At 60.4% G+C, this 19,506-nt stretch carries 16 protein-coding genes; 2 read left to right on the forward strand and 14 right to left on the reverse strand.

What is annotated here, in order from left to right; genetic code table 11:
* Positions 1 to 454 precede the first annotated feature (454 nt).
* From NUH86_RS20015 to NUH86_RS20065, 11 genes are all read right to left on the reverse strand, one after another.
* Positions 455 to 718 carry a DUF1330 domain-containing protein gene (locus tag NUH86_RS20015; protein ID WP_267252266.1) on the reverse strand — a complete coding sequence of 88 codons (264 nt, stop codon included), beginning with the start codon at positions 716 to 718 and terminating at the stop codon, positions 455 to 457.
* Between the two features lie 32 nt (positions 719 to 750).
* Positions 751 to 1,755 carry an NADP-dependent oxidoreductase gene (locus NUH86_RS20020; protein WP_267252267.1) on the reverse strand — a complete coding sequence of 335 codons (1,005 nt, stop codon included), beginning with the start codon at positions 1,753 to 1,755 and terminating at the stop codon, positions 751 to 753.
* A 75-nt stretch (positions 1,756 to 1,830) separates the two neighbouring features.
* On the reverse strand, positions 1,831 to 2,238 hold the full coding sequence (locus NUH86_RS20025) for a GFA family protein (protein WP_323749027.1): 408 nt from the start codon (positions 2,236 to 2,238) through the stop codon (positions 1,831 to 1,833).
* A 78-nt stretch (positions 2,239 to 2,316) separates the two neighbouring features.
* Positions 2,317 to 3,594, reverse strand: a complete 1,278-nt coding sequence (locus tag NUH86_RS20030) for an MFS transporter (protein ID WP_267252268.1) — start codon at positions 3,592 to 3,594, stop codon at positions 2,317 to 2,319.
* A gap of 91 nt (positions 3,595 to 3,685) precedes the next feature.
* On the reverse strand, positions 3,686 to 4,432 hold the full coding sequence (locus tag NUH86_RS20035) for an SDR family oxidoreductase (protein WP_267252269.1): 747 nt from the start codon (positions 4,430 to 4,432) through the stop codon (positions 3,686 to 3,688).
* A gap of 41 nt (positions 4,433 to 4,473) precedes the next feature.
* Positions 4,474 to 5,040 (reverse strand): nuclear transport factor 2 family protein, encoded by a 567-nt coding sequence (locus tag NUH86_RS20040; RefSeq protein ID WP_267252270.1) that lies wholly within the window; start codon positions 5,038 to 5,040, stop codon positions 4,474 to 4,476.
* A gap of 78 nt (positions 5,041 to 5,118) precedes the next feature.
* Positions 5,119 to 6,513: an FAD-binding oxidoreductase gene (locus tag NUH86_RS20045; protein ID WP_267252271.1), complete on the reverse strand. Its 1,395-nt coding sequence runs from the start codon at positions 6,511 to 6,513 to the stop codon at positions 5,119 to 5,121.
* A complete protein-coding gene (gene gloA / locus NUH86_RS20050; protein WP_267252272.1) occupies positions 6,510 to 6,959 on the reverse strand; it encodes a lactoylglutathione lyase in 450 nt (149 codons plus the stop codon). Before gloA ends, NUH86_RS20045 begins: the two co-directional genes overlap by 4 nt.
* A 30-nt stretch (positions 6,960 to 6,989) precedes the next feature.
* Complete coding sequence (locus tag NUH86_RS20055) at positions 6,990 to 10,433, reverse strand: indolepyruvate ferredoxin oxidoreductase family protein (RefSeq protein ID WP_323749028.1); 3,444 nt, start codon at positions 10,431 to 10,433, stop codon at positions 6,990 to 6,992.
* Between the two features lie 109 nt (positions 10,434 to 10,542).
* Positions 10,543 to 11,307, reverse strand: coding sequence for an SDR family NAD(P)-dependent oxidoreductase (locus NUH86_RS20060; protein ID WP_267252273.1), 765 nt, complete (start codon positions 11,305 to 11,307; stop codon positions 10,543 to 10,545).
* 112 nt (positions 11,308 to 11,419) lie between these two features.
* Entirely contained in the window at positions 11,420 to 13,615 is a 2,196-nt protein-coding gene (locus NUH86_RS20065) for a TonB-dependent receptor (protein WP_267252274.1), read from the reverse strand.
* Between the two features lie 706 nt (positions 13,616 to 14,321).
* Between NUH86_RS20065 and NUH86_RS20070 the strand changes: the two genes are divergently transcribed.
* A complete protein-coding gene (locus tag NUH86_RS20070; protein WP_267252275.1) occupies positions 14,322 to 16,025 on the forward strand; it encodes an FAD-binding protein in 1,704 nt (567 codons plus the stop codon).
* Positions 16,026 to 16,037: 12 nt separating this feature from the next.
* Here the strand turns inward: NUH86_RS20070 and NUH86_RS20075 are convergent, their stop codons facing one another.
* The gene (locus NUH86_RS20075) at positions 16,038 to 16,625 is read right to left on the reverse strand and encodes a nuclear transport factor 2 family protein (protein WP_267252276.1); all 588 of its coding nucleotides are present in this window, start codon (positions 16,623 to 16,625) and stop codon (positions 16,038 to 16,040) included.
* A 141-nt stretch (positions 16,626 to 16,766) separates the two neighbouring features.
* Here NUH86_RS20075 and NUH86_RS20080 point away from each other — a divergent pair, with 141 nt between their 5' ends.
* Positions 16,767 to 18,011 carry a cytochrome P450 gene (locus NUH86_RS20080; RefSeq protein ID WP_267252277.1) on the forward strand — a complete coding sequence of 415 codons (1,245 nt, stop codon included), beginning with the start codon at positions 16,767 to 16,769 and terminating at the stop codon, positions 18,009 to 18,011.
* 151 nt (positions 18,012 to 18,162) lie between these two features.
* On the opposite strand, the gene NUH86_RS20085 is transcribed toward NUH86_RS20080, so the two are convergent.
* Entirely contained in the window at positions 18,163 to 18,900 is a 738-nt protein-coding gene (locus tag NUH86_RS20085; protein ID WP_267252278.1) for an SDR family NAD(P)-dependent oxidoreductase, read from the reverse strand.
* Between the two features lie 57 nt (positions 18,901 to 18,957).
* Positions 18,958 to 19,482: a gamma carbonic anhydrase family protein gene (locus tag NUH86_RS20090; protein ID WP_030540862.1), complete on the reverse strand. Its 525-nt coding sequence runs from the start codon at positions 19,480 to 19,482 to the stop codon at positions 18,958 to 18,960.
* Between the last annotated feature and the right edge of the window lie 24 nt (positions 19,483 to 19,506).

Genomic DNA, 19,506 nt, shown 5'->3' on the forward strand with positions numbered 1-19,506 from the left:
GACGGTTGGCATGGCCCATACCCTCCGATTTGGAGGAGGACGTGGAATGACAGGAGCAAAGCCCCCACCCCGCCAACAACGTCGGCAAACTCATCCCGTGGGTCGCCGTGGGCTGAAAACACCGGTTACTCTTTTCCGCTGTCCCATGCTTGTCGTCCGGGCCGAAAACCCCGGTATCCGTTCGGGCCTGATGGAAAAGAAAGGGGCGATCCAACTCTAATCCGGTCCCAAACGACCGGCATCGATGCGATCCGTCCCCTTCCGCCCGATCCGGGGTGGCTACCCCGGATCGGGCATCGCATCCTGACCCAAACGGACCGCAAAGTCATAAGACAAGCATCGCGCGAAAAAGTGGGTGCCGGTTTTTCGCGAAAAACGATGCGACATCAAAGAACTAGAGCATGCGTCCTGCGTCCGATTTAACGCAGCGCGCTCTAAACCCCTTCGACCAGAATCACGGTATAGTCAGCGCCTGCCACCCTGTTTTCATCGCTTCCTTATATTCGTCACTCTCATACCAGCTCTTGGCAGCTTCATAGCTTTCGAAACGCACGATTGTCACGCCGGCTATCGGATCCACTTCCAGCACCTCGTGTCGCCCATAGAGCGCCTCGATTTGCGTATTGGTCATCGTAGGCAGCGCCTTCTGCCCATAAAGCTTCATCTCGCCCTTGCCCTTGAGCCGCTGACGGATACCGATCACATAGGCTGCGGGCATAACCCTCTCTTTTTTCGTCTAAGCCGTTTTCCCTAAAGGCGAATAAGCCGTTTCCCCAGATTTTCACCCCGATACAGGCTGGCCAGCGCATCCGTACAGGATTCCAGCCCCTCCTTTATGTCTTCGCGATAGATCAGACAGCCCTCGCGCACCCATTGAGCAAGCTGAGCAACTGATGCTTCGTAACGATCCATGTGATCGAAAATGACAAAACCCTCCATGCGCGCCCGCTTCGTCAGCAGCCTTCGTTCGACGCGCGGCCCCTGCGGCCATTCGGTCCAGTCTGAAATCGCGGCCGTTCCGCACACGACAACTCGCGCTCGCAAGGCCAGATGGCGAAGCGCGATATCGCTGATCGGCCCAGCCGTGTTGTCAAAATAGACATTCACGCCGTCCGGCGACAAGGCGGCCAGACCAGCATCGAGATCGTCCGCTCGATAATCGAGCGCAGCCGAATAGCCGAACACCTCCCTGCAGAGCGCGACCTTTTCCGCGCCGCCCGCGATGCCAATGGTACGACATCCCAGGATGTTGGCGATCTGCCCGACCGCCGAGCCGACCGAACCGGCGGCCGTCGAAACAAGCACAGTGTCGCCGGCCTCAGGCTGCCCCACCAACGTCAGCGCCAGATGCGCCGTGACACCATTGATGCCCAGGACGCCAAGCGCTAGCGATACCGGCAGGTCGGTTTCAACAACCCTTCTCACGATCTCCGCGGCTGTCACCGTCGCAATTTCCTGCCAGCCGAACCAACCTGTCACGATCTCCCCGACGCCAAAGGCTGTATCACGCGTCTCGACAACCTCACCGACCGCCAGAGCGCGCATCACCGCGCCCAGCGGCACCGGCGCTACATAGTTGCCGGTGTCTGCGATCCAGCCCCGCATTGCTGGTTCGACCGACAGATAGAGGTTGCGTACCCGTATCTGCCCATCCTCCAACGACAGGAGCGGTCGGTCTTCAATGACGAAATCCTTCGCGCTCGCGATTCCGGTCGGCCTGTTCTTCAATATCACCGCGCCGTTATGCATCATCATGCCCTTCCGTCGATGCTCTATAGATCTTCGCGCCCGAAGCGGAGGGCGCGATCCCTCACGTCGCTGCCGGACTCTTCAGGGCGCTTTGGGGAAACGATCGATCGCCAGGTCTGCGATCCGAGCGGTCCAAGGGTGCTGATAATCCTCCCACACCGCGATCGTGGGCGGCGGATATGCGGGATCCCCGAACATGCCTTGGGCGATGGCGATCACGTCGGGGAAACCGTCCAACTCCCAATATACGGTAGAGCCGCACGATGCGCAGAAATGCGCCCGCACCGCATGGCCGCTGTCCGCCTGCCGCACATATACGCTACTGTCGCCCTTAATCCGCACCTTGTCGCGCGGGAAGCGTGAATTCGCCGAAAAAGGCGCCCCCGTGCGTCTCTGGCAGGCCAGGCAGTGGCACATGGAAATGCGCGACGCCGGGCCCTCGCATATCGCCGATAGCTGGCCGCATTGACAATTGGCTGTTCGGACCATCAATCGTAACTCCTGGGCGGATAAGCCTGCCGACAAATTGCGCAGACTGCCTCCAATGTAAACATTCTAGCCAGATCGTCAGGTCCCTGCCGCCAGCGTTGCGCTTCGCTGATTTCGAGCCATAGCTCGGCGAAAGGGGAGCATGCAAACTATGCCCAGCGGCGCGACGACACTGACGGTGATCGCGAGCGACTGGCCGACGCGCGTGCCATCGCCGGCGAACACCGTATCCGTCAGCAGCGCTGGTAGTAGCGCGCCGAATGTCAGCCCCGCACCGGATTGGAAAAAGATGTTGATCACCGAAACCCGCCCGCGCATGCGGTTAGGCACCACCCCCTGTACCACCGCGGTCAGTACGCCGGTGCTGCAATTGCCCGCGAGCAGCAGCAGCAATATCCAGAAGAGAGCCCCGCCGATCGACCCTGCCGTCGACATGCCAAAAGTCAGCGGTATGGTAAGGCCAATGCTAAGGATGTAGAGTAGCGAGGCCGGTTCTCGCAAACCGCGCCGGGTCAGCCAATCGGATAACAAGGCGCCGGACCAGAGCCCCCCGGGCAGCCCCACCATCATGATGATGCCCAGCCAGAAGCCGACGTCGAGTGGGCTGCCACCCAGTGCGCGCATCAGATATGCGGGAGCCCAACTCATGATGCTGAAGGTGATGACGGCCAGCAGAGCGATGCCGGCGACGTAGGTGGGTATGATGCCGCGTTTCGTCCAGATGAACTCCAGCACTTCACCCCAGCTGGGTTGCTCCTCACCGACGACGCCGCGGCGTGCGGGTTCCCTGAGCGCCAGCGCCAGCGCCACGATCGGCAGGCCAAGCAGGGCTGTCACAAAAAAGGTCATCTGCCACGGCGCCACCCGACCGAGCAACGGCATGTCCACAGCGCCGAAACGGGAGAGTGCGCCGATCAGCGCGCCCCCGAAAACAAGCGACAGGCCAGTGCCAAGCCCAGCGCCTGTCAGGTAGAAGCTGATCGGTCGCCCCAGCCGTTCGGGGGGGAAGCTGTCGGAAATGATGGAATAGGCCGATGGCGTAATCGTCGCCTCGCCTATACCGACGCCGGTGCGTGCCAGAAACAACTGAGGAAAGGTTGCGGCCACGCCACACAAACCCGTCATCACACTCCAGAACAGCACACCCAGCACCACGATTGTCCGGCGCGAGCGGCGGTCGATAATCGCGCCGATGGGGATGCCCGCCACGCTGAACATGAAAACGAAGGCGAAGCCGGTCAGAAGGCTGAATTGGGTGTCGGACAGATGCAGATCAGCCCGAATGGGGTCAACCAACAGATTGATGATCTGTCGGTCGACATAGGCGCAGACATAGCCCAGCGTCAGCACGATCACCCATGTCCAAGCCTTCTGATGAGAAGGCCAGGCCGGCTCCGGCGAAAAGCCGGAACCGTCGCGCTCCTGCTGCCGAGGGGCCACGCCCCCCTCAGGTACGAGCGAGGCCGCCATCAACGTTTACAGCCGTGCCGGTAACATAGGATGCGCGGTCCGACGCCATAAAGGCCACGACCGACGCGACTTCCGACGGGTCCGCGCCGGGACGGCCGAAGTCGAACATCGTCTTGCCTTCAGCGGCCAGTTGCGCGTCGTATTTTTCCACGCGCGGCGTCATGATCAGGCCCGGATTGACGACCAGCACCCGGATATTGTCGCGATGGAGGCTTTCGCTGCCGACCGACTGGGTGAAGGCGTTCACGGCCGCATTGATGCTGCCCCCATAGGGATACCAGTCCCACCGGGCCAATGCGCCCACGCCAACGACGTTGACGATGACGCCGCCGCCGCGCGCCTTGAGGATGGGATAATATTGGCGGCACATATTGATATAGCCGAACACCTTGGTTTCGAAGCCCGCCCGCATCTTGGGCTCTTCGACTTCCAGCAAGGACCCGGCGCAATTCATCCCGGCGACATTGACGACGATGTCCACGTCCCGTTCGGTTTCCGAGAGGCGCACGATGTCCGCATGACTCGATATGTCGGCGGTCAGGGCGCGTACCTCGACATCATATTTCTCGGCGATCTCCTTGCGGGTGATCTCGAGATTTTCCATCGACCGCGACACGATGATGACGTTGCAACCTTCCGCGGCCAAAGCCTCCGCACAGGATGCGCCAATTCCGTAGGACGCGCCCATGATGATCGCGCGCTTGCCTTTGAGGTTAAGGTCCATAATCCATCTCCTTGATCAATATGGGGTGGTCGCCAAGTCGATCAGACCTGTGCGAAAAAATCGTGTGAGGCGTCCGCCTCGCGCCGGCCAGATCCGGTGAAGTCCGCCAGCCCCGGCCATGAATAGAAGCTGCCGTCGCCTTCCTTTGCGAAATCCATCAGCGTGATCCTGCGCGCAATCCGCCAGACGCCGTCGCGCTTCTCGAACGTGTCAAGATAGCGGCCGCCGGTGACCATGATCTTGGGCTTTTCTCCGTCTGCCGCTTCGGCGGTCGGATGAAAGGACAGGAAATAGGTTTCCGCCTTCGCGCGATCGCCCTGCACGTCGATCAGACTGTTGGTCACATGATGCTGGCCATTGACCGGTATGGCGTCCAGCATTGGCACGATGGCGTTCGCAAAGTCGCTGGCGGCGCCCTTGAAGGGCCCGTGCTCGTCGTAGGCGTCGCCGTGATAGACGCTGCTGACCGCCTCGACATAGCCGCGATCGACGCCCCGGCAATATTCGACCAGTCGTTGCTGGATTTCGATATGCGCGATGACGTCGTCCAGCGTCAGTCCACGTGGCTGACGCGGCATGGAACCCGGAAATGACGGTGCCTGGGTCATGATCTGCTATCCTCTCTTGCCGTCGAACGGAGATATCTCCGCTAAGCGGCTCCGTACATTAGTTCGTTTCCGGGTCGTTCAAAACATGACGTCATGGTTCAGAAGACGGTTTGGATCGATCGCGTCGCGGATCCGCCGCATTGTTTCCATCTCCGCCGCTGATCGATGTTCGGGCAGGAAGGCCTTCTTCAATTGACCTATCCCATGTTCGGCCGTGATCGCGCCGTCAAATCGGCTGACAAGATCATAGACCAAATGTTCGATCTCCATTTCATGCATCAGCGTATCTGGGCCTGCATTGACGCTGAAATGGATATTATTGTCACCCAGATGACCGAACACGGCGGTCCGAACGCCGGAATAGGCCACATCCAGAAGGCGCCGCGCTTCGATGACGAAATCGTTGGCCCGGGCAATGTCAAGACTGATGTCGAATGTGACGAAGGGACTGATCGCGCGCACCACAGGGCCCTGCGGTTCGCGGATCGCCCAGAAATCGGCGGCCTGCTTATCCGACGATGCCGTCACCGCCCCGACCAGCAAGCCCGCCTCATAGGAGCCTTCCAGAAAGGCGTCGAACTGCGCGCGATCCACGTCCTCATCATAACCCATGGTTTCGATCAGGACATAGAACGGCTGGTCCGGCTCAACCGGAAGCCGCCCGGTCGCGACGCTGGCGACGATGCTGTAATAGTCCTGCCACATCACCTCAAAGGCCGACAGGCTCATAAGTTTGCGGGCGCGTTCCAGAAGGCGGAGCACCTCATCATAGCCGGGCACCGATACGAAGGCGAGTTGGCTGGTCGACGGCAACGGCGCCAGCCGCAGCACCGCCCGCGTCACGATGCCCAGAGTTCCTTCCGTCCCGACAAACAGGTGCTTTAGGTCGTAGCCGCTGTTGTTCTTGAGTAGCCGGTTCATGGAGGAGACGATCGTCCCGTCCGGCAGAACCGCTTCCAGTCCCATCACATTCTGTCGGGTCATGCCCCAGCGGATCACACGATTACCACCGGCGTTGGTAGCGATGGTGCCGCCAATCGTGGCCGTGCCCTTGGCGCCCAGATCGACAGGATAGAACAGGCCGGCCTCCGCTGTTGCATGATGGACCGTTTCCAGAACCGCGCCGGCCTGGACCACCGCTATCTGTCCGACCGGATCGATCTCTTCTATGGCGTTCATCCGCTCCAGCGACAAAGCGATTTCCGCCTCCCCGACATAGGCTCCGCCGGCCACACCGGTGCGCCCCCCATGGACTACCACGCGTTGCCCCCGCGCATGGCAGCAGGCCATGACGGCTGACACTTCCTGCGTGTTTGCGGGCCGCACGATCGCTGACCCGAGCATCGGCACCACTCGGAACGGGTCGCAGGATCGCATTTGCGCTTCATCGCCCAAGATCAGCCCCCGATCGCCGACGATGGCGCGAAGCGCTTCGATCAGACCCTCGCCAGGTTTAAGGGATGCCTGGGTCATCGCCGGGTCTGGATGAGTTCGACGGCATAGCCGTCCGGGTCGGTGACGAAGGCCAGCATCGGCGTGCCCGGGATCATCTGCTTGGGGGCCGTCTTCGCGGCGCCGCCATGGTCGATCAGCCTCGCAAAGGCCGCCTCGATGTCTGGCACGCCGATAGCGATATGGCCATAACCGCTGCCGTGCGAGTAGGCCTCTTCCTGATCCCAGTTGTAGGTCAGCTCGATCGCCGCCGGGCCGTCGCGATAGCCCGCAAAAGAGAGAAAAAGGATAGAAAACCGGCCTTGCGGCACATCATGGCGATCAAGCAGGTGCATCCCCAGCCCATCGCGATAGAAACGCAGCGAGGCATCTATGTCACGAATGCGGAGCATGACGTGCAGCATCCGCGGGGCGGTATCCTCCACACCCCACGACCATGCGGCCGTCACTTCTTCATTTTCACCCACGCCTCGTCCTCCGCTTATGATTATATCTGCTCATGCCGCCACCTCGCGCACAGGTTTTTCCAGGGTCCGCATGAGCTCAACCTGCTGAGAATGGGCCGCCGCCACGCTGCGCGTCTTGACCGGCCCATAGCCGCGAATGCCGTCGGGCAGCGCCGCGATGGCTACGGCCGTGCGGTAGTCCACCCGGTCGATCCTGCCGACGATATCCTCCACGGTGGTTCGATATTCGGTGATCAGCGCGCGTTCCAGCTTCCGGTCCTCGCCACGCCCGAAGGGATCAAAGGCTGTTCCCCGAAGAAACTTGAAATGTTGCAAAAACCTGAAACCCGTCATCATCCAGCCGCCGAAACGCAGCTTGCGCGGCTCAGCGCCATCGGGAGCGTGGGTGAGCAAGGGCGGCGCAAGGTTGAACTGTAGCGTCACGTCGCCCTCGAAAGCCGCCTTGATCCGCCGGCGAAATTCCGGCGCGGCATAGAGGCGCGCGACTTCATACTCGTCCTTGTAGCGCATCAGTTTGAACAGGTTGAGCGCCACCGCCCGCGTGAAATCCTCCGCCGGATCACGTGCGGCGACCACACGAACGAATTCTTCGTAAATGTCGGCATAGCGAAGATTCTGATAGCTCGTCAGGATTTCCTTCGCCCGAGCGATAAGGGCGTCGAGCCGCAACTCCGCAAGCGGCGTCGCTTCGACAATGTCCGTCTCCAACAGCGCAGCCAGCGCCGAAGGATCGTGCACGGCCAACCGTCCCATGCGGAACGCCGCCAGGTTACGATTGCCGCCGCGCCCTCCGCCGACAGCGGCTTCCAACGCGGCGAGCGACAGCGGCAGCAAACCGCGCTGGCAAGCCACGCCAAGCAGGTACAGGTTCAGCAATGGCCCCTTGCCGACGATCGCATCGACCGCCGCATCGGTGCGCGCTGCAAATACAGCCGGCTCTCCCAGAGTCTGATGGAGGACAGTCAGGAACCTGTCGGCGCTGCGATCGAAGCGCGGATTGCGCTGAAAGTCGGCGGTAGGCACCAGATCGCTGTTGACCACCGCCTCCGTCCGCCCAGGCCGCGTCATAGGCATCACTTCCGCGGCAGTTGCGGCCATGATGTCACAACCGATCAGCAGGTCGAGCTGACTGCGCGGGATACGGGGACGGAACCGAGCAGGGTCGGCGTCGCCCAGCAGGCGAACATGGCTGAAGACCGCACCGTTTTTCTGGCTGACGCCGGTCACATCGAAGGTCAGGACCGTCTGTCCGTCCATCTCCGCCGCCCGCCCCAGCGTGGCGCCGAGCGAGATGATGCCGGTACCCCCAATGCCGGCCAGCACAATGTTGAAGCCCTCTTCCGTTTGAGCGGCCCGCCCGGGTTCAGCCAGATGCGCCTCCAGCCTTTCCAGCAAGTCGGGATTCGTGCTCGTGGTGCGGGGTTTGCCGCCCTTGACCGTCACGAAGGACGGACAGAAGCCTTCCACACACGTATAATCCTTGTTGCAGCTTTCCTGCTCTATCGCGCGCTTGACGCCCAACTCGGTGTCGATGGGCAGCACGCTGACGCAACTTGACTTCGCGTTGCAGTCACCGCAGCCCTCGCACACGTCGCTGTTGATGAAGGTGCGGATCGGCAGGTCGGGATAGGCGCCCTTCTTTCGTAGCCTCCGCCTTTCGGCCGCACAGCCCTGATCGTAGACCAGCGCGGTGACTCCGGGAATAGCCTTCAACCGATCCTGCGCATCCATCAGCGCATCGCGATGCAAAAGCTCGATGCCGGCGGGCAGGCCGGGGAATTTGAGCGGGTCTTCGCTAACCAGGATCACGCGTTCCAGACCTTCGGCGTGAAGCTGTCTGGCGATCGCACCGGCATCGGGCGATCCTTCCACCGGTTGACCGCCCGTCATCGCCACGGCGGAATTGCACAATATCTTGTAGGTGATGTTGGACCGGGCGGCGACTGCCGCGCGGATCGCAAGCAGACCTGAATGAGCATAGGTGCCATCGCCCATATTCTGGAATATGTGCTCTGGTCCGGCGAAGGGTTCGATGCCGATCCAATTAGCACCCTCTCCCCCCATATGGACGGACGGCATCGTGTTCAGTTCAGGGATCAGCGTCGCGATTCCATGACAGCCGATGCCACCCAGCGCTTGGCTGCCTTCCGGGATGCGGGTAGATCGATTATGCGGGCAGCCCGAACAGAACATCGGCAGGCGCATGGATGGACCGCCCGGACGGCTGACGCCCACATCCTCCTGAATGCGGGCAGCCGCAGTCCGCACCGTTTCGTTCGCAAGCCCCAGCGCGGCGAGCCGCGACGCGAGCGCGAGCGCCACCGCAGGAGCGGACAATTCGCCATAGTCGGGCAATAGCGGCTCGCCCTCGGGCGTGGTCTTCCCCGACAGGGCCGGGCGCCGGGCGTCACCAGAGCGGGCTAGCAGATTAGCAATCTGGCGCTCGACGAAATCGCGCTTCTCCTCGACGACGCATATCTCGCGATGCCCGGCGCAAAAGGCATGCGCCGCCACCTCATCCAGCGGCCAGGTCACCATCGGCCTGAGGACGCGCAGCCCCATCTGCCGCGCCATATCGGCGTCGATGTCCAGCAAGCGCAGCGCCTCTTCCAGATCGACAGCCGCCTTGCCCGTGACAACGATGCCAAGCGCGCGGGTGGGCGCATCCATGATCACCCGATCAAGGCTGTTGGCGGCCAGGAATGCGCGCGCGGCCGGCAATCGATAGCGGTACAGGCTTTCCTCGAACGCAAGCGGCATGAAGCGATTGCCGATATGGTAGCCGCCAGCCGGCGCTTCCACTTCAGGCAGGATGAAATCGGGCACAATATGCGCGCGATCGACCGTTGCCGAGGCTTCCACAATCTCCGTCACGACCTTGAAGCCCGTCCACACCCCGGCGAAGCGTGACAGCGCCACCGCGACCGGAAGCATATCGCGATATTCCGAAACCGATCCGGGATTGAATACCGGAACCGCGCAGGCTTCAAAAACCTGCTCGGACTGATGTGCCGTGCTGGATGATTTCGCGCCATGATCGTCCCCCGCCAAGAGGACAACGCCGCCCAATGGCGATGTGCCGGCCAGATTTCCATGCTTGATCGCGTCAACCGACCGATCGACGCCGGGGCCTTTTCCGTACCAGAACGCAAAGACCCCATCCTGGCGCGGATTTGCCATCAAGGACGCTTGTTGCGTTCCCCAACAGGCTGTCGCAGCCAGATCCTCATTCAGACCCGGCTTGAACAGGATGTTATCAGCCTCCAGTTGCTCCCGCATCGACCATAGTTCGAAGTCGAGATTACCAAGGGGGGAACCGCGATAGCCGGAAACGAAGCCGGCTGTATTCAGGCCCCGCCGTCGGTCAACCGCCGCCTGGAGGCGCATTCCCTCTACAAGAGCACGCGTGCCAGACAGCATGTCCCGGGGCGTATCCGGATTCGCCGGCTCGTCCGGAATCATTACTTCCTGCATCCGCACCTGAACTCCATTGTATAAGCGGCATGATAGTACGCAATCTTACTTAGTGCAAGGCGGGTTAGGACGTTCGTCCCAATTTTTTGGCGCTCTTTGGGTTGAGTTGTCAGCGGCCCAGGAAGCCGCCGTCAGCCACCAGACAGTGGGCTGTGACATAACTGGCCTTGTCCGACGCCAGCCATACCGCCGCCTCTGCGATCTCCTGGGGGTCAGCGATGCGGCGCATGGGATTGCGGGTCATGATCGCCGCCTTATGGGCATCCGAATAGTCCATGACGTTGCGCACGATGTCGGTCATGGTTACGCCGGGGCAAATCGCGTTGACTCGAATATTGTCGGACGCATGCTGTGCCGCGGCCGCGCGCGTGAGGCCGATCACAGCATGCTTGCTGGTGACATAGGCCGGCATGGCCGCGTCGGCGGAGGCAGCGAACGCACTGGTGGACCCGGTATTGACGATCGATCCGCCGCCGGCTCTGGCCATCCATTCGAGTTCCATCTTCAGGCAATCCCGCATCGCTTGAAGATTGATCGCCATCGTCCGGTCGAATGCGTCATCGTCCCACGCACCATCGCGAGGGTCGGTGACGCCGGCGTTGTTCATCGCGCAATGCAGTCCGCCATAGAGCTCAACCACCTTGTCGACGAGCGCATAGGCCTGAGCCCGCTGCGCCACATCAACTTCGATGAAGTGCGCCTCGCCCCCGGCTGCCTGGATCTCATCGACTGTGCCAGTCCCAGCCTGAACATTAACGTCGGCGACCGCGACCTTCGCACCGCGCGCCGCGAACAGCATGCTGCATGATCGGCCGATACCGGCGCCACCTCCAGTGACCAGCACCACCTTGCCGTCGAACCATTGTTCCAGCACGCCATTTCCCTCCAGGGTATTGCTACGCGGTTTTCATTTCGGCTCGATCAGCCGATTTCACAGGGCCAACCGGTGCGCGACCCGTACAGGCCCGCGCACCGGAAGGGGGGGGTCAGATTTTTCCGGTCAGTCGCACCCCGACGGACCGGGGACGTGCCGGATTGACGAACTGCACCTGCCCGTTGATGTCCTCAGCGCCCGTATTGTAATATTTGTCAGTCAGATTGCGCCCGAACACCGAGATCGAGAAGCGCTCGTCAGGCGAGGTATAGGTGATAGACGCGCCGAGCAGCGCATAGCCGGGCTGGTCGCCGATCTGGGTCTGCAATGGGCCGGACACGTTGCTGTGGCTGCGATACTCCAGATTGCCGTTGATCGTCAGAGAACCGCTTCCCAAGGGAACATTATAGTCGGCTCCCAAATAACCCGTCCATTTCGAGACCAGCGGCAAAGTCAGGAACGAGAAGTCAGCGGCCGTTCCTGTCCCCAATAGATCAGCGAAAAAGCTGGAATAGCTCGCATCGGTATAGGTGCCATTCGCCGTGAGAGTGAATTCGCGCGACGGCGCCACGCGCAGTTCCGCCTCCACGCCCTTGATCTTCACGCCAGCGGCGTTGCGGATCAAGCGGACGGTAGAACTGTTTTCAAAAACCGTGGTGACCTGCTGAAGATCATTATATTTCGTATGATAGGCTGCGAGCGAGAAGGATCCGTAATTTCCGGGCAGCCGGGATTTCAGGCCAACTTCGTAAGTGGCCGCCGTTTCCGGACCGAAAGGATCGGCCTGCGTGCGCGAGGCCAGACCGCTGTTGATGCCGCCGGACCTGTAACCTTCGGAATAACGCGCGTAGACGGTGCCATGATCGCCGATCTTGTAGTCGATGCCCGCTTCCATTGAAAAATTGTCAAACTTCGCCGCAAAGCGACGAGGCACAGCGAGTCCCGACGGCTTGGTCACCTGTTCTTTTTCATCCCAGGTCTTGCGCCCACCGACGGAAACACTGAGCTTGTCGGTTATCTTGTAGATACCATGGGCAAAGGCGGCGTAGCTGCGGGCGATCTGAGAGCCGCTGCGAGTGGCGGCGAAGGTGGGCTGAACACCGTTGATCCAAATGGGCTCACGGACCAGATTGAAAGTACTGCGTCCGTAAAAGCCGCCGACCACCCATTCAAGCGGGCTGCTATTGTCGGATGCCAGCCGCAATTCCTGGCTGAAAAGACGGTTCTTCAAGAAGCGACCGCGAGTTTCGATGATCGCCGCCGGCAGGGCGTCAAGATCAGCTTCTTCGTGCAGATTGGCAAATCGATAGCCGGTGATGGACGTCAGCGACACGCCGCCGAGGTCGCGGTCCATATTGAGCGCAAAGCCCCCCACATGATTTTCGGGGCGCACGTCATATTCTGCGCCGTTGCGATATTCGGGATAAGGCGTGCAATAGCCGAACGGAAGACCTGTCGCCGGGTTGGTGCCATTACATACACGGGGAACTCGCTGGCGGGGATAAGCGACATTGGTCGGAACGGGGCGCAAAGGCGACCCCTGGCTTTCGTCGTTTGTATAATCTGCCGTCAGGTAAACCGTCATCGCGTCATCAGGAGTGTACAGCAGGCCTATCCGCCCGCCCCACGACCGCTTGTCGCCCCACCGCGCCCCAGTGGTGAGGCTTTTGAGATAGCCCCCGCCCCGGTTGAACGATCCGGAAATGCGGATGGACAACACATCCTGGACCAGAGGCGCCTCCACCGCAGCGCGCAAGCGAAGTTCGTTGAATGACGCATAGCTGGCTTCCGCCTGGGCATGAAATTCCCCATTTGGACGGATCGTCGTGAAATTGACGGCGCCGCCCGGAGAATTGCGCCCTTCCAGCGTGCCCTGCGGACCGCGCAAAATTTCGACTTGGGCAACGTCGAATGTATCAATGATAGCAGAGCCTGAAACGGCGGCGAGATACACACCGTCGACGCTTATTGCGATTGGCAAGTCCTGCGTCGGCTCGGCTGATCGGGTACCGATGCCGCGTATGAATGGCGCGAGCGCATTGGAAGACGTGGTCGACGCACTGATGGTGACGCCAGGAGCGAGTTTCTGTAAATCCTGAACGCGGGTGACAAAGCTGTTCTGCAGTATCTCCTGGTTTACAGCTGTGACAGCCAAGGGCACCTGACTGAGAGCTTCGGACCGTTTCCGCGCCGTCACGATGATGTCGTTTGCATCCGGCTCCGTGGTTTGGGCCTGAACGGTTCCCGCAAATGACAAGCCCAGCGCAAGCGCGGCCGAACTATTGCGGATAAAGCGTATCCTGTTCATGATATATTTCCTCTCCCTTTCATCTTCTTGCGAATTCAAGTGCCGGGCGACTCGCGAGCAGCCCTTTCGTCTCTCGATTCGGTGGTCGCGCCGTCCAGGACGTCGTCCACACCGCTAACCTGACCCAGACTTTCTAAGTATGTTAGTATATGGTTCGTATGCGTTTCAATTGACGGTTAATGACCACTTACTCGCGACCCTCCCCCTCAAAAAAATCGAGCATTTCACGCACAAGGTTCTGTTTTTAAATCCTCTTGAATAACTGTTTTCGACATTTGACCTGTCGCGACCGCTGCTGAGAAGAGTTGTATGACAAGGGACCCACCCGCCTGCCGATGCGCCATTTCGGACGCAGCACATAGAATGCGACGTATCCTTCGGCGTACGTACAACCCTCCATTCGGCGACTGTGCCTCTGCTCCATGTATATCAGTTGGCGCTCCATTGAAAGATCGTGTACGTACGTTCGTCCTAATAAATATAAATATGCGTAACGCCGCCGCCTCCGCGGACCCTAAACTCCGCCAGGTGCTGCGCCGGCGATGGTTAATTATGATTCGCATGGCGACCAACAAGGCCGTTTAACCATATGTCGTCCGCCTCTGATGGGGAGTCATCTCTTGTGAAGATTGCGCGATCTTAATAATACGCATATTAACTTTTTTGAGAGTTCCGCCTAGCTGCATGTTGAGTATGGGAAAGATATATGGCCAATATAGATTGGGATGAGGAAGTGGACCTGCTCATTGTCGGATCCGGCGCAGGATCAGTGACCGCAAGCTTGGTGGCCCGCGACGCCGGCCTGCGACCGCTCATCATAGAGAAGCAGGATTTGTTCGGCGGTACGACCAGCTATTCAGGCGGCGGCATATGGATACCGTGCAATCCGGTAATGAAACGGGCCGGCGTGCCCGATTCGCTTGAACAAGCGCGGACCTACCTGGATACTCTGATCGATTATGACGGACCGGCGAGCACCCCCGCCCGCCGAAACGCGTTCCTGCAAAGCGGCAGCGAGATGATCTCTTATCTGGAAGAAAAGGGCATGAAGTTCACGCGCCCGCGCGATTATCCTGACTATTATCCCGCATTGCCCGGCGGTAGTGTGCACAGCAGAACGGTCATTCCCCAGCCTTTTGACATCAATGAACTGGGCGACTGGAAAGCGCGCCTCGCCCAATATAAAGGCCCGCCGGTTCCAGTGGGGCTGGATGAACTGAGCACTCTGCTGCTGATCAAGCGGACCTGGAAGGCGCGCTGGCTTGCGCTGCGCCTCGCGTTCCGCCTGATGGGACGAAAACTGGCGGGCAAGGACGTGAAGGCCGCCGGCGCAGCTTTGCAGGGACGTTTGCTGCAAATTGCGCTGAGGGCTGGCGTCGTGCCTCGAATGAGGACGGCGATGATGTCCCTCGTGACGGAAGGAGATCGCGTGACGGGTGCAATCGTCAGCGAAGATGGTCGCACAAAACGCATCCGCGCACGAAACGGCGTCCTGCTCAATGCGGGGGGTTTCGCCCGCAATGCCGAGATGCGCGCGAATGTCCTTGGTGAACCGACCTCCACCGAATGGAGCCGGGCCACGCCTGGCGACACCGGCGATGCCCTGAACGCTGCGGTCGCGATCGGGGCCGCCACCGATGCGCTCGACTCTTTCTGGTGGGGCATCACGTCGGCCAACGTCGATGGCGGCTATCCGGAAGGCGCAGTGGCGGACGATGGCACCATTGTGCCCTTCGGTCACCATTTCGACATCAGCTACCCCCACATGATCATCGTCGATCAGGACGGCCGCCGCTTCGCCAACGAGGCCTGCTCGTACATGGAACTGGGGCAGCGCCTCTACGCCCGTCAGCGTGAGACCGGGCGCGCCATCCCTGCCTGGGCCATCATCGAAAGCCGGCATCGCGATCGCTATCTGTGGGGCACCGCACTTGGCAAAACACCCGCCAGCTGGATCGAAAGCGGCTACATGAAGAAAGCCGACAGCCTGGAGGGGCTGGCTGCCCAGTGCAGGATCGACGGAAGAGGCCTGCTAGCGACGATTGAGCGTTTCAACGGCTTCGCCGCATCGGGCATCGACATCGACTACCAGCGCGGCGCCAGCGCCTTCGATCGGGCGCATGGCGATCCAACGGTCAAGCCCAATCCCAACCTGGGCGCAATCGAACGCGCTCCCTTCTATGCCGTGGCCATCTATCCGGGCGATATTGGGTGCGCAGGCGGCCTGGTCACCGACGAAGATGGTCGCGTGCTGCGCAAAAGCGGCGACCCCATTGAAGGCCTTTACGCCACCGGCAACAGCACGGCTAGCGTGACTGGTCGAAGCTATCCTGGGGCCGGCTCAACACTCGGCCCCGCCATGGTGTTCGCCTATCGGGCGGCCCGGCACGCCGCGCGGACAAACCGATGACGCATGCGCATGCTATGATGTGGTAGGCGGCGTCACAGGCCACCCCTTGCCAACCGTCGCCATGAAGGCGACGCTGCTGTCGTCGGCGCCGGAACCGAACCCCCGATCATGCAGCGGCAGCATGCCCAGCGATCCCTTCGACCAGTCGATCGATGCGCCGATATCCTGTATCCAGTCCTGTATCAGAATACGGTGCGCTATCCGCCATTCGCCGCCTCGCCTCTCCATTCTGTCGGCATAGCGCGCGCCCAATATGATATCACGCGATCGCCCGTCCACCGGCACGCGATGATAAGCGGTCAGGCATGTCTCAACCATCGCAACATCGCCATGCCACTCTATATGGCTTTGGCCCAGCTTATGCTGGGTCAGTTCCATGCTGCCGATCAGCGGCATGACCCAGTCCACAAATGCTTCCACCGTGCCAACCCAGGTGACATGATCGTCGATAGCCCCGGGCCAGTATGCGGAACGAACCAGATCGGGATCGCGGCGGTCGATCCCACGGCAATAACGAGCCAAGCAGGCCAGTATTTTCTCCCGCTCTGTCATGACAGGCGCGGAATTGTGAGTATCGGTCGTGTGGCGATCCGTGGTCATACGGGCTCCTCTGCCTGTTTACAGCCTCGACAGTCACCGAGAGTCTCGATTGACTACCGTTCCGAACATCCATAATCTATAAGCATACATATGATATGCTTCATGTAACCGAGCATCAACAGGCAGGCGAGGTGAGAATCGATGACCGACAGGAAACCAGCGCCGCTATCAATCAGCTTCGCCGATCCGGAGGTCCAGCAATGCCCCTTCCCAGCATATGATCGGTTGAGGACGGAACAGCCTGTCTACATCGACCCCAAGACCGGCAATTATGTCCTCACAAGATATGAGGATGTGCGCAAGGTCGCCCTTAATCCGAAGTTATTTTCCAATCGCACGGGGTTGATCCAGACACGCAATACCACTCCGATTACGCAGAAGATGTTTGCGGAGAAAGGGTGGCTACCGCTCGATACGCTGGTCAGCAACGATCCGCCCAGTCACAAACTCTATCGAACATTGGTCGACAAGGCATTCACCGCAAACAAGATCCTCGCCCTGGAACCGCGGATCGAGGAGATTTGCGACGCGCTGATCGACCAGTTCATCGATCAGGATGAGATCGATTTCGTCCAGGCGTTCGGCATTGCGCTGCCGATGACGATGATCGCCGAACAGCTTGGCGTCGGTCCCGAACATATGGCCGACTACAAGGTCTGGTCTGACCTCAGCGTCGAATCCACCAGTCCGGCCCTGACCCCGGAACGCGAGATCGCGACAACCGAGGGCATCATAAGGATGCAGAATTACTTCGCGGAGCGAGCAGATTATTTCCGGGCGCATCCTGACGATGACAAGCTGTTCAGTCGGCTCCTCCATGCGGAAGTGGATGGCCGCCGGCTCGCCAACCGGGAGGTGATGAGCATCCTCCAACAACTGCTCGTCGCGGGAAATGAAACGACGACGGCGGCGCTGTCGGCAGGCATGAAGCTGCTGATCGAAAATCCCGATTTGGTTCCGCAACTGCGCGAGAGGCCTGATCTCATCAAGACTTTCGTCGAGGAGACGCTCAGGCTGATGGCGCCGATACAGGCTCTGTTCCGCAAGGTTCTCGCCGATACGGAGATTGGCGGCATCACGGTCCCCGCGGGCGCAATGGTGGAGATACGGTGGGGCTCGGCCAATCTCGATCCGGCGGTCTATGAAAATCCCGGTTGTCTAAACCTCTCGCGAGGGAACGCCAGTTCGCATATGAGCTTTGGCGCCGGTATCCATCTGTGCATAGGGAACCAGCTCGCGCGCGGCGAACTGCGCGTCGCCTTCGCCCGCCTCATTGATCGAATGGATAATTTCCGCGCGAGCCGAGGAGCCGACAGCTACGGCTATGCGCCAATGTTCATATCCTATGCCGTCACCCAGCTCTGGATGACATTCGACCGACGCTGAGTGGAGGCGGCAAGGCCCGGTGCCGGTTTAATCGCGACGCTGGAGCATCGCGCACTGGGCGCGATCTCAGGCAGCACCTCGTTCAGTTGACGGGCATCCCGCAGCCGCCGGATTGCGACGGAGCGTTATGCCCGGATGGGTCATCGCCAGATCAAAGATGCATTCCGCCGCTGACCTGGATGACTTGGCCCGTGATCCACGCGCCCTCCGGCGAAGCAAGCCACGTCACAGCCCTTGCAATTTCGTCAGGCGTTCCCAAGCGGCCAAAAGCCGTCGCTGCGGTGATGGCGCCCATGACCGCCGCATTATCCTTGATGTCGCCCAGAAAGTCGGAGTCCGTGGCGCCGGGCGCAATCGCGTTGACCCGAATACCGCGCGGCCCGAGATCGGCTGCAAGCGAACGAGTGAAGGAATTTACCGCCGTTTTTGACATTCCATATGCAAGATAGGCCGGATAGGCCACAATAGAAACCATGGACGAAATGTTGATGATGGAGGCATTGTCGTTGAGATGGGGCAGCAGTGCCTGCGTCAGGAAGAATAGGCCCTTCACATTGGTGGAGAACACCGTATCGAAATCTTCCTCGGTCGTGCTTTCCAACGTGTATCCGCGAGCGATTCCGGCATTGTTGACGAGAATATCCAATTTTCCACAGGCGTCGGCGAGTTGCCGGACGTCCGCGGCATTGCGCAGGTCGGCCTGTACGATTCGCGCCTTGCCGCCGGAGGCCGTGACGAGACGGACCGTCTCTTCCGCACGTTCCCGCCCGCTTCCATAATGAACCATAACCTCCGCACCCGCAGCAGCAAGATGCACGGCGATGGCGCGGCCAATGCCGCCCGAAGCGCCGGTGACCAGCGCGGCTTTTCCTTGAAGATTTCCTGCCATGAAAAATATCCTATACTAACATACAACCCGCGCAGCACCCGGCCATAAGCGGCGGGATTAACGGGCTGGCCTTAGGCCGTTGGCGAACCTTGTGGACTTCGCGGCATATTCTTCCGCCGATGTCTCAAGAGCGTTGCTTTCGTCCGGCGTCAGGGCGCGTACCAGTTTCGCTGGAACGCCGACGATCAAGCTGTTGGGAGGGAATGACTTGCCCTCGGTCACGAGCGCTCCTGCACCGATCAGGCTGCCCTCGCCGATGACGGCGTTGTTCAGCACGACGGCGCCCATTCCTACCAGCACGTTATCCCCGACTGTACAGCCGTGGAGGATGGCATGGTGCCCGATCGTGACTCCGTCCCCCACCTTGAGCGGAGCATGCGGGTCGGAATGCAGCATGGCGCCTTCCTGGACATTGGTTCTGTCCCCGATCTCGATTTTCCCGTTATCGGCGCGAACGACCGCGCCGAACCAGATGCTTGACCGCTTCCCGATGACAGCATCACCGACGACGTCCGCACTGGGCGCTATCCATGCGTCCTCGCTGATCGTGGGGCGGGCTTCTTCGAACTCGTAAATGGGCATGAGATTATCCTTACAGCCGAATGC

Origin of the sequence: Sphingobium sp. JS3065, from assembly GCF_026427355.1 — a bacterium.
Lineage (GTDB): Bacteria > Pseudomonadota > Alphaproteobacteria > Sphingomonadales > Sphingomonadaceae > Sphingobium.